Origin of the sequence: Sporosarcina gallistercoris (assembly GCF_014836415.1) — a bacterium.
Taxonomy (GTDB): domain Bacteria; phylum Bacillota; class Bacilli; order Bacillales_A; family Planococcaceae; genus Sporosarcina; species Sporosarcina gallistercoris.
Genome location: NZ_JACSQY010000001.1, coordinates 449285 through 462808 on the forward strand (window position 1 = coordinate 449285; position 13524 = coordinate 462808).

16 protein-coding genes are annotated in these 13524 nt (G+C 46.4%); 1 reads left to right on the forward strand and 15 read right to left on the reverse strand.

Translation table 11 applies throughout. From position 1 onward, the window contains the following. Window position 1: 1 nt before the first annotated feature. The 11 genes from rnc to H9659_RS02325 all read right to left on the reverse strand — a co-directional run bounded on the left by rnc (window position 2) and on the right by H9659_RS02325 (window position 10709). Entirely contained in the window at window positions 2–769 is a 768-nt protein-coding gene (gene rnc, locus H9659_RS02275) for a ribonuclease III (RefSeq protein ID WP_191688317.1), read from the reverse strand. Window positions 770–893: 124 nt separating this feature from the next. Continuing rightward, window positions 894–1130 carry an acyl carrier protein gene (locus H9659_RS02280; RefSeq protein ID WP_025785086.1) on the reverse strand — a complete coding sequence of 79 codons (237 nt, stop codon included), beginning with the start codon at window positions 1128–1130 and terminating at the stop codon, window positions 894–896. A gap of 397 nt (window positions 1131–1527) precedes the next feature. Further along, window positions 1528–2274, reverse strand: a complete 747-nt coding sequence (gene fabG / locus H9659_RS02285) for a 3-oxoacyl-[acyl-carrier-protein] reductase (RefSeq protein ID WP_191688318.1) — start codon at window positions 2272–2274, stop codon at window positions 1528–1530. Next, complete coding sequence (gene fabD / locus H9659_RS02290) at window positions 2274–3215, reverse strand: ACP S-malonyltransferase (RefSeq protein ID WP_191688319.1); 942 nt, start codon at window positions 3213–3215, stop codon at window positions 2274–2276. The genes fabG and fabD overlap by 1 nt, the downstream gene beginning before the upstream one ends. Continuing rightward, on the reverse strand, window positions 3212–4204 hold the full coding sequence (gene plsX, locus H9659_RS02295; protein ID WP_191688320.1) for a phosphate acyltransferase PlsX: 993 nt from the start codon (window positions 4202–4204) through the stop codon (window positions 3212–3214). Before plsX ends, fabD begins: the two co-directional genes overlap by 4 nt. Next, the gene (gene fapR / locus H9659_RS02300) at window positions 4201–4779 is read right to left on the reverse strand and encodes a transcription factor FapR (protein WP_191688525.1); all 579 of its coding nucleotides are present in this window, start codon (window positions 4777–4779) and stop codon (window positions 4201–4203) included. Before fapR ends, plsX begins: the two co-directional genes overlap by 4 nt. 142 nt (window positions 4780–4921) lie before the next feature. After that, window positions 4922–6970, reverse strand: coding sequence for an ATP-dependent DNA helicase RecG (gene recG / locus H9659_RS02305; protein WP_318240674.1), 2049 nt, complete (start codon window positions 6968–6970; stop codon window positions 4922–4924). After that, window positions 6951–7859: an L-serine ammonia-lyase, iron-sulfur-dependent, subunit alpha gene (sdaAA, locus tag H9659_RS02310; protein ID WP_191688321.1), complete on the reverse strand. Its 909-nt coding sequence runs from the start codon at window positions 7857–7859 to the stop codon at window positions 6951–6953. Before sdaAA ends, recG begins: the two co-directional genes overlap by 20 nt. Before the next feature lie 13 nt (window positions 7860–7872). Next, window positions 7873–8535, reverse strand: coding sequence for an L-serine ammonia-lyase, iron-sulfur-dependent subunit beta (gene sdaAB, locus H9659_RS02315; RefSeq protein WP_191688322.1), 663 nt, complete (start codon window positions 8533–8535; stop codon window positions 7873–7875). A 135-nt stretch (window positions 8536–8670) separates the two neighbouring features. Continuing rightward, a complete protein-coding gene (locus H9659_RS02320; RefSeq protein WP_191688323.1) occupies window positions 8671–10329 on the reverse strand; it encodes a DAK2 domain-containing protein in 1659 nt (552 codons plus the stop codon). A 17-nt stretch (window positions 10330–10346) separates the two neighbouring features. After that, window positions 10347–10709 carry an Asp23/Gls24 family envelope stress response protein gene (locus H9659_RS02325; protein WP_191688324.1) on the reverse strand — a complete coding sequence of 121 codons (363 nt, stop codon included), beginning with the start codon at window positions 10707–10709 and terminating at the stop codon, window positions 10347–10349. Between the two features lie 214 nt (window positions 10710–10923). On the opposite strand from H9659_RS02325, the gene rpmB reads away from it, so the two are divergent. Beyond that, a complete protein-coding gene (gene rpmB, locus H9659_RS02330) occupies window positions 10924–11112 on the forward strand; it encodes a 50S ribosomal protein L28 (protein WP_025785101.1) in 189 nt (62 codons plus the stop codon). Window positions 11113–11146: 34 nt separating this feature from the next. Here rpmB and spoVM read toward each other — a convergent pair whose 3' ends face one another. The 4 genes from spoVM to rsgA are packed head-to-tail and all read right to left on the reverse strand — an operon-like array spanning window position 11147 to window position 13521. After that, on the reverse strand, window positions 11147–11302 hold the full coding sequence (gene spoVM, locus H9659_RS02335) for a stage V sporulation protein SpoVM (protein ID WP_191688325.1): 156 nt from the start codon (window positions 11300–11302) through the stop codon (window positions 11147–11149). A gap of 13 nt (window positions 11303–11315) precedes the next feature. Further along, window positions 11316–11969 carry a thiamine diphosphokinase gene (locus tag H9659_RS02340; protein ID WP_191688326.1) on the reverse strand — a complete coding sequence of 218 codons (654 nt, stop codon included), beginning with the start codon at window positions 11967–11969 and terminating at the stop codon, window positions 11316–11318. After that, window positions 11966–12634: a ribulose-phosphate 3-epimerase gene (rpe, locus tag H9659_RS02345; protein WP_191688327.1), complete on the reverse strand. Its 669-nt coding sequence runs from the start codon at window positions 12632–12634 to the stop codon at window positions 11966–11968. The genes H9659_RS02340 and rpe overlap by 4 nt, the downstream gene beginning before the upstream one ends. Window positions 12635–12639: 5 nt before the next feature. Further along, a complete protein-coding gene (gene rsgA, locus H9659_RS02350; RefSeq protein ID WP_191688328.1) occupies window positions 12640–13521 on the reverse strand; it encodes a ribosome small subunit-dependent GTPase A in 882 nt (293 codons plus the stop codon). Window positions 13522–13524 lie beyond the last annotated feature (3 nt).

Here is a 13524-nt window from a genome sequence, read left to right on the forward strand (position 1 = left end):
TTCAGCTCTCCTCTTTCGTATGCTCATCCAGTAACTGCTGGATCGCCTGACGAGCCGCTTCCTGTTCAGCTTCTTTTTTCGATCTCCCGATACCTTCTCCAAGTTTCGCGTCTCCAAGCTGAACGTATGTAAGAAACTTTTTCGCATGTGCAGGACCTGATTCTTCAACAATCCGGTAGTTCAGCTGTCCATGATTCGTCTGTTGGACAATTTCTTGTAACCGGCTTTTATAATCCATCACATGCGAAAAAGCTCCAAGTCCGATTTTCGGGAATACCGTACGTTCCAGAAAGTCAATCGACACATCAAATCCTTGGTCGAGATAAAGGGCTCCGATGAACGCTTCAAATACATCAGCTAGCAGAGCAGGTCGTGTGCGTCCGCCAGTCAGTTCTTCGCCTTTTCCTAAAAGGATATACTCTCCAAAGTCAAGTTCGGTAGAGAACGTCACAAGAGACGGTTCACAAACAATAGCCGCACGCAACTTCGTCAGTTCTCCTTCACTTTTGTTCGGTTCCGTTGAAAACAAATATTGCGAAACAGCCAATTCAAGAACGGCATCCCCTAAAAACTCCAAGCGTTCATTATCCGAAAATTTCTTAGCGCGATGTTCATTCACATAAGATGAATGAGTAAAGGCATTGTACAGCAAGGATACATTCTCAAAGCGGACTTCAAGTCGTTCTTGCAGTTCATCAAATTTTTTCCGGACCGCTGCAGGTAACACAGTCTTATCCGGCTTATCGTTCACTCTTTTTTTCGCTGTCATTCATAAAATCCGCCCTTCTTTAACATGTTCCTCTTCATTCTACCCTGTCTGGTAGTGTAGTGCAAAATGGAAAAGAGACACTTCCGACCGTTTGTGAAGGGTCGAAAGGGTCTCTGTGCTAAACTCATTTAGTTTTTTCTTCGATGTATGAGACAGCACTTCCAACTGTACTGATTTTTTCAGCATCATCATCAGAAATCTCCATGTCGAATTCGTCTTCTAGTTCCATAACCAATTCAACAACATCCAATGAGTCTGCACCAAGATCATCAGTGAAAGAAGCTTCTGGTTTCACTTCACTCTCATCGACTCCCAAACGGTCGACAACTACCTTTGTAACACGCTCTAAGACTGTAGCCACTGTATTCACCTCCTTTCAAAGTAAAAAACGGAAGTAGCCGATTAGGGCGACGGGTGTTGGAGGAAGGAAACAGCAGGACGCTCTTTGTCCTGTTTTTCCTTCCGAAACGACCCCGAGCCCTGGCTACTGTAGCTGGATTAAGAAAAAGCGCAGGCAGCCTGGGTAGAGGCGACAATTGCTGGAAGAGAAACCGTCAAGGTGCTCTTTACCTTGTCGGTTTCTCTGAAGCAACCCCGAGCCCTGGCTGCCGGAGCTGGATTATTAGAAAAGCGCAGGTGACCGGGTAGAGCGCTAGAGGAATTGAACAACAGGACGCTCTTTGTCCTGTTGTTCATATTCCGAAGCGACCCCGAGCCTCTGGCTACTCGGGCTATCCAACACAAAAATCACTACCGAGTTACATCACCATGCCGCCATCGACATTCAGCACTTGTCCAGTTACATAGGACGCATCTTCAGACAAGAAGAAGGCAACCGCTTTTGCGACATCCTCAGGCTGTCCTAGCGATCCTAAAGGTATCCCGCTGAGCAGCTGATCCTTCATGTCGTCGCCTAAAGCATCTGTCATGTCTGTTGTGATGAATCCAGGTGCGACTGCATTGACTGTGATACCACGAGATGCGAGTTCTTTAGCCGTTGTTTTTGTCAGCCCGATCACGCCTGCCTTCGCTGCAACATAGTTTGCTTGGCCTGCATTTCCTGCGATTCCAACAACTGACGCCATATTCACGATGCGACCTGCACGTTGCTTCATCATCTGTCTGGATACCGCTTTTGTGCATAGGAATACACCTTTCAAATTCGTATCGATAACCGCATCCCACTCGTCTTCTTTCATACGCATAAGCAAATTGTCTTTCGTAATCCCTGCGTTATTGACGAGGAGATCGATCGAACCGAAAGTCTCAAGGGTTTGATCCATTAAAGCCTTCACACTATCTGCTGACGTCACATCCGCTTGAACAGCAATCGCCTTTCCGCCATTCGCTTCGATTTCCTGAACGACTTGCTCCGCTCGTTCTTGACTGCCGCTGTAGTTCACTGTAACATTCGCACCTTCACGAGCGAGTAATAATGCTACTTCACGACCAATTCCTCTGGACGCGCCAGTCACTACCGCTGTTTTCCCTGTAAACTTCCCCATCAAGACCACTCCTTCGACGCTTCTACAACTGCATTCAGTGTCTCTTCATCGTATACCGGCCAAACCGTTGCACTTCTGTCGATTTTCCGAACAAGACCGCTCAACACTTTACCAGGCCCGCACTCTATGAATTGCGTCACTCCTAATTCAAGCATGTGACGAATGGATTCTTCCCATCGGACAGGTGATGACAATTGTTCGATCAGCAGACGTTTCACTTCAATGCTTTCTGTAACGGGCAGAGCCGTCACATTAGCGATGACTGGAACGTTCGCTTCATTCATCTCTAAACTTTCTAGCACTTCACCGAGTTTTCCTGCTGCTGGACGCATAAGTTCGGAATGGAACGGCCCGCTTACATCGAGCAACAGAGCACGTTTCGCTCCTGCTTCTTTCAGACGGATACACGCCTCGTCCACCCCTGCTTTTGTTCCAGAAATAACAACTTGTCCTGGACAGTTGAGATTCGCCGGTTGTACAAGTTCCCCTTCATCCGTGACCGCTTTCGTCACTTCTGTTAGCGTTTCTAAATCCAGACCAAGAATGGCAGCCATTGCCCCTTGACCAGCCGGCATTGCTTCATTCATGAATAATCCACGTTTGTGCACAGTTCTCACTGCATCCTCAAAGGAAAGGACCCCTGATGCGTAGAGCGCTGTATACTCTCCTAAACTATGGCCAGCGGTATATGAAGGTTGAATTGCCGCTGCTTTCAAACGATCAGAGATCATTGCTCCCACAGTAAGCAATGCCGGTTGGGCATTATAGGTGATGGTCAATTCTTCCTGTGGTCCTTCTGTCATCAATCCGCTTAGTCCGAATCCTAATTCGCGATCTGCTATTTCAAAAAAATGCTGACTTCCTTCTTGGGCTAATAATTCAGCACCCATGCCCACTTTTTGGGATCCTTGGCCTGGGAATAGAAAAGCTACCTTTGTCATCGTGTCTCCTCCTCTTTGATGGCTTCACGAATTGTTTCGCTCACGTGATGTTCAGCCATGATCCGCGCTTGACGGATCGCATTTTTCACTGCATTTGCATTGGAAGACCCATGAGCCTTGATGACTGGGGCTTTCAATCCGAATAGGCCCGCTCCACCGTATTCTGTATAATCCATCTGCTTTTTCAAGCCACGCAAATCGTCTTTTACGAGTGCAGCAGAAATTTTCGTTTTAATGGAAGAAGCAAACACGTCTTTAATCATAGAAAACAAACCTGAAGCTGTGCCTTCAATCGTTTTCAAGACCATGTTCCCTGTAAATCCGTCAGTCACGGCTACGTCAGTCGTACCTGTCAACAAATCGCGGGCCTCAATATTCCCGATAAAGTTAAGGGGTGCTTTCATCAACTCATCATACGCAGCTCTTGTTAAGTCATTCCCTTTGCCTGGTTCAGTCCCGATATTCAACAGTCCCACCCTAGGATTTTGGACACCTCGGACTTTTTCTGCGTAAATGCTTCCCATAATCGCGTACTGAACGAGTTGACTCGGTTTTGCATCGGCATTCGCTCCAACATCGAGCAGCACGAAACCCTCTCCGCCAATCGTCGGAAGCGTAGGTGCAAGAGCTGGCCGCTCAATCCCTTCAATTCGACCGACAATGAATAATCCCGCTGCCATCAAAGCACCTGTATTTCCTGCTGAAACACAAGCGTCCGCTTCACCATCATTCACTGCTTGTGCCATTCGTACCATAGACGCATCTTTTTTTCTTCGAACTGCTCTTACAGGTTCATCATCCGATTCAATGATTTCACTGCAATGGTGCACGGTTAACCGTTCATGAGGTTCTAGGAACGGCTTCATGGCCGCTTCGTCGCCAAATAGCTGTATATGTATATCGTTAAATTCATGAAGACTTTGCAATACGCCTGCGATAATTTCCTTTGGAGCGTGATCGCCGCCCATCGCGTCTACTGCGATTTTCATTCAACTTCCCCCTGACTCGTCCCTGTGGAGCGATACATTTGAAACTCACCACTGAAGACTTTTTCTTCACCGACTGTGGAAGTCACTTCAACAAGAGTCCGATTATCCCTTTTCCCACGGACAATGGCTCTGGCTATGACACGATCTCCTGCTTTAACTGGCTTGACAAAGTGTAGCACAGACTTTGCCGTAAGTGCGAGCTCATCGTCAAGAACTGCAACAGCTAGCGAGTTCGCTTGTCCGAACAAATGATGTCCACGCGCAATACCACTTTTTTGAAACACATGAAGAGATGTAATATCGAGGATCGAGATCGCTTTGCTGTCCAATTCGATATCGATGATTTCACCGATCACTTCTTCTTGCTGCAACGCCTTTACTTGATCAGCAATCGTTTCGGTCGCTGCTGTCCTCATGCGTTCCCTCAATTCGGGAATTCCACATTCAAGACGATCCAGTCGAATGGTCTGCACGCTCACGCTGAAGTGTTGTGCGATTTCTTCATCCGTTAAAAAAGGGGTCGCGTCCAACAGCTGAGCCAGCTGATGCTGACGATCTTTTTTAGGTACTCGCACCATAATCACTCCTCACGTTTAGCACTTGGTATTAGTAACAGTATATAAAGATAAAAAAAAGAATGCAAGAGGGGACATGCCCTTTGCATTCTTATTAGCCTGCTATCAGACAACTCTCAAAAATGAAAATTATCTTCAATTGTCAATCAATCCGTTCATTTTGCAGCACTCCTGATTCTTCGACAGTCGTTCGGAGACTCTTATAATCAGAATCTGTCCAAAATGATTCCATTTCAAGCAGCTGTTCAGCATCTTGCCGAGCCGTTTCCAGTGCACGATAATCATGAATCAGATCCGCCATTTTAAATTCAGGCAATCCGCTTTGCTTCTTCCCGAAAAAATCACCAGAACCACGGAGTTCCAGATCTTTTTCAGCCAATAAAAACCCATCATTCGTTTCCGCCATCGTCATCATACGCTCTTTACCTTCTTCTGTCTTCGGATCCGCCAGCAGCACACAATACGACTGGTCCGCACCACGACCGACCCGACCTCTCAATTGATGGAGCTGAGCAAGACCGAAGCGTGTCGCGTCATAGATCAGCATAAATGTCGCATTCGGTACGTTCACCCCGACTTCGACAACCGTTGTCGACACGAGACAGTCTATTTTACCTTCACTGAAATCACGCATGACTTCATCTTTTTCATCGGAATGAAGTCTTCCGTGCATCAGCCCTACAGTGAACCGACCTGCGAAATACGTCGAAAGCTGTCCGAAGACGTCAACAGCGTTCTGAACATCCAACGTATCGGATTCTTCAATGAGCGGACAAATGACATATGCTTGTCTGCCCGCTTGCAACTCTTTTTCCATTCGACGCAGAACTGGAGCGAGTGAATCTTCTTTCAACCAATGGGTTTCAATCTCTTTTCGTCCTGCCGGCATTTCATCAAGCAAGGACACATCCATTTCACCAAAAACAGTAATTGCCAGCGTCCTCGGTATCGGTGTTGCGGTCATAAAGAGCACATCAGGACTTTCCCCTTTGTCACGCAGAACCCGGCGTTGCTCTACCCCAAAACGGTGTTGCTCATCCGTGATGACCAGACCGAGCTTGTGGAAATTCACATCTGGCTGAATGAGTGCATGCGTCCCGATCAGTAAATCGATTTCACCACTTTCAAGCCGGGCGACGATATCACGTCGTGCTTTCCCTTTCGTAGATCCGGATAAGAACGCAACCGTTACGCCCACCGGCTCGAGCCAGCTGGCCAATGTCTCAGCATGCTGTTCCGCCAGAATTTCTGTCGGAGCCATGAGAGCCCCTTGGAAACCTGCCGTGATGGCGGCGTATAGCGCAATGGCGGCTACTACCGTCTTTCCGGAACCTACATCTCCTTGGAGCAGACGATTCATGCGCAGCGGACTTTTCAGCTCAGCACATAACTCATTGACCACTCTTTTTTGAGCCCCTGTCAGCTCAAAAGGCAGACTTGCGATGAATTGCTTTAATTTATCCAGATCATACATGATCGTTGTACCTTTTCCCGCAGCTTTACGTACTTTTTTGAGTGCAGCCATTTTCAGCTGAAAGTGCAGTAACTCTTCATAGACGACACGGCGTCGTGCCTGTTTCACATCTTCTGGACTGTTTGGAAAGTGAACCATCTCGAGTGTCTCCGCTATTGCTGGAAGTTTATAAGAGTCAAGCAGCCGTAAAGGCAACGTTTCCGGAATTTCATGCACCACTTCATCCAGTGCTGTCCTCATCCATCGGCGGAACGTCGGCTGCTTGACCACACCTTTCAAACTGTAAACCGGTTCAAAGTCTGCCTGCCCGATTTTCGGGCCCTCTTTAAAATTGCTCACATTAATGAGCTGTCTTCCTCGATCCCATTTTCCTGTTATAGTCACGATCTGTCCTGGATTCATCCGATCTTTCAAATAGTGCTGGTTGAAAAAAACCGCTTTGACAAGGTGGTTTCCGACTAACAACTGTACTTGTAAGCGTGAACGTTTCTTCCCGGTAAACAGGACGGATGGAACACTCTCCACCCGTCCTTCTATCGTTACACGCTCCTCATGGGGAGTTTCAGACAGATCTTTCAGCCTGAAATCCTCATGCCTGTACGGAAACATCATAACTAACTCTTCAATTGTTCCAACACCTAATTTCTCCAGCTGCTCGCCAGCTGACTTGCCAATCCCTTTCAGGGTGGTAACGGGTTCACTTAGTGACCGGGTCACGTGTTTCCTTATCCTTACCGAAGATTTTCGCTTCCAATGCTTTGCCTGTAGGGGTAGCAGCGAGTCCGCCTTTAGCAGTTTCTCGCAAAGCAGATGGCATCGATTGACCGATTTTGTGCATCGCTTCTATGACTTCGTCGGTCGGGATGACACTGATAACACCAGCAAGTGCCATATCCGCACCTACAAGTGCCTTTGCTGCACCCATTGCATTACGTTTTACGCACGGCACCTCGACGAGCCCTGCGACCGGATCGCAGACGAGACCGAGCATATTTTTCATGACGATTGAAAAAGCTTCCGCACTTTGCTGTGGCGTCCCTCCAGCCATTTCGACAATCGCCGCTGCCGCCATCGATGCAGCAGAACCCGTCTCCGCTTGACACCCTCCTGCAGCACCGGAAATGGAAGCATTATTCGCAACGATAAAGCCGAATGCACCTGTTGTAAACAAATAATTGACCATCTGTTCATGTGTCGGATTCAATTTGTTTTTCACAGCGAATAACGTACCAGGCACAATCCCTGCAGCACCCGCGGTTGGAGTAGCGCATATCAACCCCATCGCAGCATTCACTTCATTCGTTGCAACCGCTTTACTGACTGCATCCAGTAAAAGTTCCCCGGATAAAGATTTGCCTGTTTTCATATAATTTTGGATCAGCACTGCATCGCCGCCTGTCAAACCAGACGGAGAGTGGACACCTTTCAATCCATCTTCCACAGACTTTTCCATCACTGCTAAGTTGTTCTCCATTTGTGCCACAATATCTTCACGCGATTTACGAGTTAATAGCATTTCTTGACGAATCATAATTTCGGAAATCGGTTGTTGTTCTTTTTCAGCAATCGCTACTAGTTCTTTCACATTTGAAAACAAAATATCCATTTTAGTTGCCCCCTTAGTTCGCCAATGTCGATACTTGTGTGACGTTTGGAAGTGCTCTCAATTCTTCAATCAGTTCATCGTTGACGACTTGATCGACCTCGATGACCATGAGCGCCATTTCGCCTTTTTCTTTACGTCCGACTTCCATGTGCGCAATATTCATATCTTGTGCAGCAATTGCGTTCGATACATTCGCAATTACGCCCGCACGGTCATCATGGACAACAAGTAATGCCGGGAAATGACCAGATAAGCGAAGCGGAAAACCGTTCAGTTCGACAACTTCCATCGTGCCGCCGCCAATTGAGATTCCGATCAGTTCCATGTCACCTTCTTTATCTCCAATAACTAGCCTTGCAGTATTCGGATGATCCATCTCTTCTTCTTCAGCGATGAACTCAAAAGTCATGCCAAGCTTTTCCGCATCCTCGAAGGCCGTACGGATTCTCTCGTCGAATGTATCATATCCAAGAAGTCCACCGATAATCGCAACATCAGTGCCGTGGCCTTTATAGGTTTCTGCAAACGAACCATATAAGTGAATCCTTGCCCATTCAGGTTGACGCCCGAACAAATCTCTCGCTACAAGTCCAATACGTGCAGCACCAGCTGTATGTGAAGATGAAGGACCAATCATGACGGGTCCGATAATTTCAAAAACGGATCTGAATTTCAACAATAACTCCCCCTTTTGCCCATTTTCCTAGTATTCATTCTACACGAACAGTCGCTAGAAAACAAAATTCATAGCTGTCGACAAAACAGACAAAAAGCGCCAACGACTAGGAGCCGTGACGCTTTACATGTGCTGTTATTCCACTGATAAAATATAAGGATATAACGGTTGTTTCCCGTTATACAATTCAATTTCGACATGTTCGAACTGCCCTTCAATATAAGCAACCATCTGTTCTGCATCTTGTTGAGAAACGCCTTCACCATAAATGACCGTCACGATTTCATCATCTTCTGTAATCAGATCGTCAATCAATGACTTCATTGTCGTCTCCAAAGATGGAGTAGATACCTTAATCTTTCCATTCGAGATTGCCATGTAATCATCTGTATGGATCGCAATACCATCAATGGATGTATCACGCACTGCAGTTGTCACCTGGCCGGTTTTCACGACAGATGCTGCTGTGTTCATGGATTTCGCGTTCACTGTCACGTCCGCTTCAGGATTAAACGCTAAAATGGCAGCGAGTCCTTCAGGTACTGACTTCGTGGGAACGACTGCCGCTTCAATTCCAATCACTTCAGCCGCCTGTTCAGCAGCTAACACGATATTCTTATTGTTCGGCAAGATCAGAACGCGTTCAGCTCCCACTTCCTGGATCGCCTTGACGATATCTTCAGTGGAAGGGTTCATCGTTTGTCCGCCTTCAATTACGTAGGAAGCACCGATACTTCTCAGCAATTCCGCAATCCCTTCACCCATCGCAACCGTTACGATTGCATAAGGCACTTTCTTAATGGTTGTGTTTTTGCGCGACGATTGGTCCCCAACGATGTCCATGTGCTGCTGACGCATGTTCTCGATTTTAATGTTGATGAGGGAACCATACTGTTGACCGCAAGATAATGCATTCCCTGGGTTTTCTGTGTGGATATGTACTTTCGCAATCTCCTCATCAGAGATGACTAGTAAGGAGTCACCCATTTCATTCAATTGCAATCTGAAATCATTTTCATCGAAAGGATGGGATTTCGTTTTGTCGTCTTCAAATCGAACCATGAACTCCGTGCAATATCCGAACTCGATATCTGCAGTGTCCATGAACCCTTGAACATTTCGATGGTGTTCTGCATTTACCAATTCGTCCATTGACTGGACAACCGTACGTTCCGGCAACTCTTCACCTTTAAGACAAGCCAAAAATCCTTCATAAACGTAAACGAGGCCTTGTCCGCCGCTATCCACAACGCCAACCTCTTTCAAGACCGGCAATAGATCAGGAGTTCTTTTCAGCGAAGCTTTTGCCTCTGTAAGGACCGCTTCCATTAACTGAATGAGGTCCGTTTCTGTGTTTGCCGTTTCTACTGCGACAGCTGCCGCATCTTTCGCTACAGTCAGAATCGTACCTTCCACAGGCTTCATGACCGCTTTATAAGCCGTTTGCACACCATACTGGAGCGCTTCTGCGAATTCGCTTGCCGATAACGTCTCTTTTTCTTCAACTGATTTACCAAAGCCACGGAACAATTGTGATAAAATCACACCTGAATTTCCACGGGCACCCATTAAGAGTCCTTTGGATAATGCTTGAGAAGTCTTGCCAAGGTGAGCAGAAACGTTCGCTGCCGTCTCTTTCGCACCTGAAGTCATTGATAAATTCATATTTGTTCCCGTATCTCCATCTGGTACCGGGAAGACATTCAGGGAATCCACGTAATCCGCATTTTGTTTAAGATGGTATGCGCCCATCGATACCATCTCTGCAAACTGTAGTCCATCCATCGACTTCATTGAACTGTGTTCCTCCTTCACAGGTTCGTCACACGAACGCCCTGTACATAAATATTGACGGAACCAACTTTCATCCCGAGTGTTTTTTTAAGTGTATACTGTACTTTGGATTGTACTTGGTAGGCAACTTCAGTGATCTTTGTCCCGTATCCGACAATAATATACAGATCGATTTGTGTGTCAGCACCAACGTTACTTACGATGACACCTCTGCTGAAGTTCTCTTTTCTCAGAATTTCCGTCAGTCCGTCCCGAATTTGATGCCTGGAAGCCATTCCCACAACTCCGTAGCATTCAATTGTAGCTTCACCGACGATCCGGGCGATTGTCTCATTCGTTATATCAATTTTCCCATAATCATTTGCAATTTGAATTGACATGCCGTTATCCCTCCTGAATCCAGTTTCACTGTTCACATTGTACTATATACAAGCCTATATGAAAAGAAAGCAAGCGTTTTCTTTAACGTGTAAAGGAAAATTGCTTGAGAGAACAGAGAAAAAAGCTTGCATGGGATAGACGGATATGATAAATTAATCTAGTATGCGAATTATAAGTGAAACGCTTAATCATCATTCGCGAGGAGGTTATAAAATGGCTAAGGAATGTGTAATTACTGGTCGCAAAGCACGTGCAGGGAATAATCGTTCCCACGCAATGAACTCTAGCAAACGTACTTGGGGTGCGAACCTTCAAAAAGTCCGTATTCTTGTAAACGGCAAGCCGAAGCGTGTTTGGGTTTCTGCCCGCGCACTTAAATCAGGTAAAGTTCAACGCGTATAATAGACCGCAACCAACAAAAACGTCAGGCTGAAGTTCAGCCTGACGTTTTTTCTTGTCGCTTTTTTCGTTTTTTCGATGCTGCTGCAGTGGAAGATTTCGCTTTCGCTGTATCCTCCTTAGAAAAAACGACCATGCACTTTCGTACAATTCCACTTACAAACTTAGGCAAGGTAAATGTATAAATCCGCAACTCCCCACTCCTTTCAGGAATCTGAGCTCCTTACCATTAAACATATGCCCGCTTGCATGGAGATAGTACAAGATGGTGCAACAATCTCGTTACTCGTGAAGCGAGTATCTCCAAGACGTAGATCTTCAGAAAAGACTTCATACTTCACTCCTGTCAGCGTAAGATCCTTCACTTCTTCTGTCATACTATAAAACGATAGATAAGGAAACTGCGCATTCTTTTCGAAATGATAGATCCCTTCCCGCAGAAGTATCAGTTCATTTTGTCTGTTCGCCAGGATCAATTGCGTCGATTTATGATCCCCTGCATTGCGAACAAGGAGTTGGACTGCAGAAAACATATGGTCGAGACGTCCGCCTGTCACCCCAGTCAATATAATCCTCTCCGGACTCCAAGAATACGCAAGATTTAATGCCAGTTCTGTATCGGTCTCGTCTTTTTCTGAAGACCTTCTTTCGACGAAACAGCCTGTCGATTCGATTTTCTTCATTTCCTCTTCACTTATGGAATCGAAGTCTCCAACCGCCGCCAGTGGAACGATTCCTGCATCGAGTAGGTGGAGTGCGCCTCGATCAGCACCTATGAACTGTGTGTCTTCATCTGAAAAGAGAGCCAGAGGGATAATTTCTTCCTCTGGCCCCCCCGCACATATTATAATCGTTTTCACTTGACTAGCGCCTTTTCACCCGCATCTCGGATGTTTCTGATTGCTGCAGCTCGGTCTTCCTGATTATAAACCGCTGAACCTGCAACAAATACAGTAGCACCTGCCTCAACACACACACCAATCGTGTCAGGTGTTATTCCGCCATCTATTTCGATCTCGATGGACAAGTTGCGCTCTTTAATAATGTCCGACAGCTGCTGGACCTTTGGAACAACAGAAGAGATGAATTTCTGTCCGCCGAAACCAGGGTTCACCGTCATGAATAGAACAAGGTCGATATCTTCTAGTATGTGGAGGATCGTTTCGACAGGAGTATGCGGATTTAAAACAACGCCGGGTTTCACACCATGAGAACGGATCAGCTGAATCGTTCTATGGAGATGACGACATGCCTCAACATGCACCGTAATATAATCTGCTCCTGCCTTGGCAAATTGTTCAATGTACCGGTCCGGCTCTTCGATCATTAAGTGGACATCCAATGGCAACGTGGTAACAGGGCGGATCGCTTCAACAATCAATGGTCCGATTGTGATATTCGGGACAAAATGACCATCCATCACATCGACGTGGATCCAATCCGCGCCTCCGTGTTCCACTTCTTTGATTTCTTGTCCGAGCTTTGCAAAATCGGCTGATAGGATAGAAGGTGCTAGTTTAATCATACTCCTCAATACCTCGGCTTTCTGTCAGTTATTTCCTGTAAGAATTGCAAATAATGATGGTAACGGCTTTGAATGATCTCGCCTGATTCCACTAGTCTTTTCACTTCACACGAAGGTTCTTTCAAATGCAGACATCCTCTGAATTTACATTGTTCAGATGCTTCGAGAAACTCAGGAAAACAGCTGCCTAATTCCTGTTTTTCAAGAGTATCGAACTCCAAAGAACTAAATCCCGGTGTATCTGCAACCAATCCACCTGCCACTTCATGTAATTCAACATGGCGTGTCGTATGCTTACCGCGTCCGAGAGACTCTGAAATTTCACCGGTCTCAAGTGACAGATTCGGTAAAAGCGTATTGAGCAATGTCGACTTGCCAACCCCCGACTGCCCCGCAAGAACCGTAGTATTCCCCTCTAGATGAGGACGCAATTTCTCAAGAAGGCCAGGTTCGTCAATCGCAGTCATTAGGACGGAGTAACCAATCGATCGGTAATACGCCGCAGCTTCCTCTGCAGCCTGGAGTTCCGCTTCGTTCGCCTTATCCTTCTTCGTTAAGCAGATGACTGGCTTAATATAATGGGACTCGACCAGGACAAGAAAGCGATCCAGCAAGTTGGAGCTGAACGTCGGCTCTACAATTGAAACCGCGAGCAGCGCCAAGTCGATATTGGAGACAGGCGGACGGACCAATTCATTTTTCCTTGGATGAACTTCAGTAATCGTCGCATCTTCTTCACCTTCTTGGACGTAGGTTACCCAGTCCCCTACAAGCGGAGTGATTTTCCGCTTTCTAAATACGCCTCTTCCTCTGCAACGCACTGTCCCACCATCATACTTTACATAATAAAACCCGCTAATCGCTTTTCGAATTTGACCTTCCGGCATCCT

Coding starts and splice junctions, on each gene's coding strand:
- rnc (WP_191688317.1), bottom strand. CDS start 769: ATGACAGCGAAAAAAAGAGTGAACGATAAGCCGGATAAGACTGTGTTA.
- fabG (WP_191688318.1), bottom strand. CDS start 2,274: ATGGGGAAGTTTACAGGGAAAACAGCGGTAGTGACTGGCGCGTCCAGA.
- fabD (WP_191688319.1), bottom strand. CDS start 3,215: ATGACAAAGGTAGCTTTTCTATTCCCAGGCCAAGGATCCCAAAAAGTG.
- plsX (WP_191688320.1), bottom strand. CDS start 4,204: ATGAAAATCGCAGTAGACGCGATGGGCGGCGATCACGCTCCAAAGGAA.
- sdaAA (WP_191688321.1), bottom strand. CDS start 7,859: ATGGATATTTTGTTTTCAAATGTGAAAGAACTAGTAGCGATTGCTGAA.
- H9659_RS02320 (WP_191688323.1), bottom strand. CDS start 10,329: ATGAAGTCGATGGATGGACTACAGTTTGCAGAGATGGTATCGATGGGC.
- H9659_RS02325 (WP_191688324.1), bottom strand. CDS start 10,709: ATGTCAATTCAAATTGCAAATGATTATGGGAAAATTGATATAACGAAT.
- rpmB (WP_025785101.1), top strand. CDS start 10,924: ATGGCTAAGGAATGTGTAATTACTGGTCGCAAAGCACGTGCAGGGAAT.
- rpe (WP_191688327.1), bottom strand. CDS start 12,634: ATGATTAAACTAGCACCTTCTATCCTATCAGCCGATTTTGCAAAGCTC.
- rsgA (WP_191688328.1), bottom strand. CDS start 13,521: ATGCCGGAAGGTCAAATTCGAAAAGCGATTAGCGGGTTTTATTATGTA.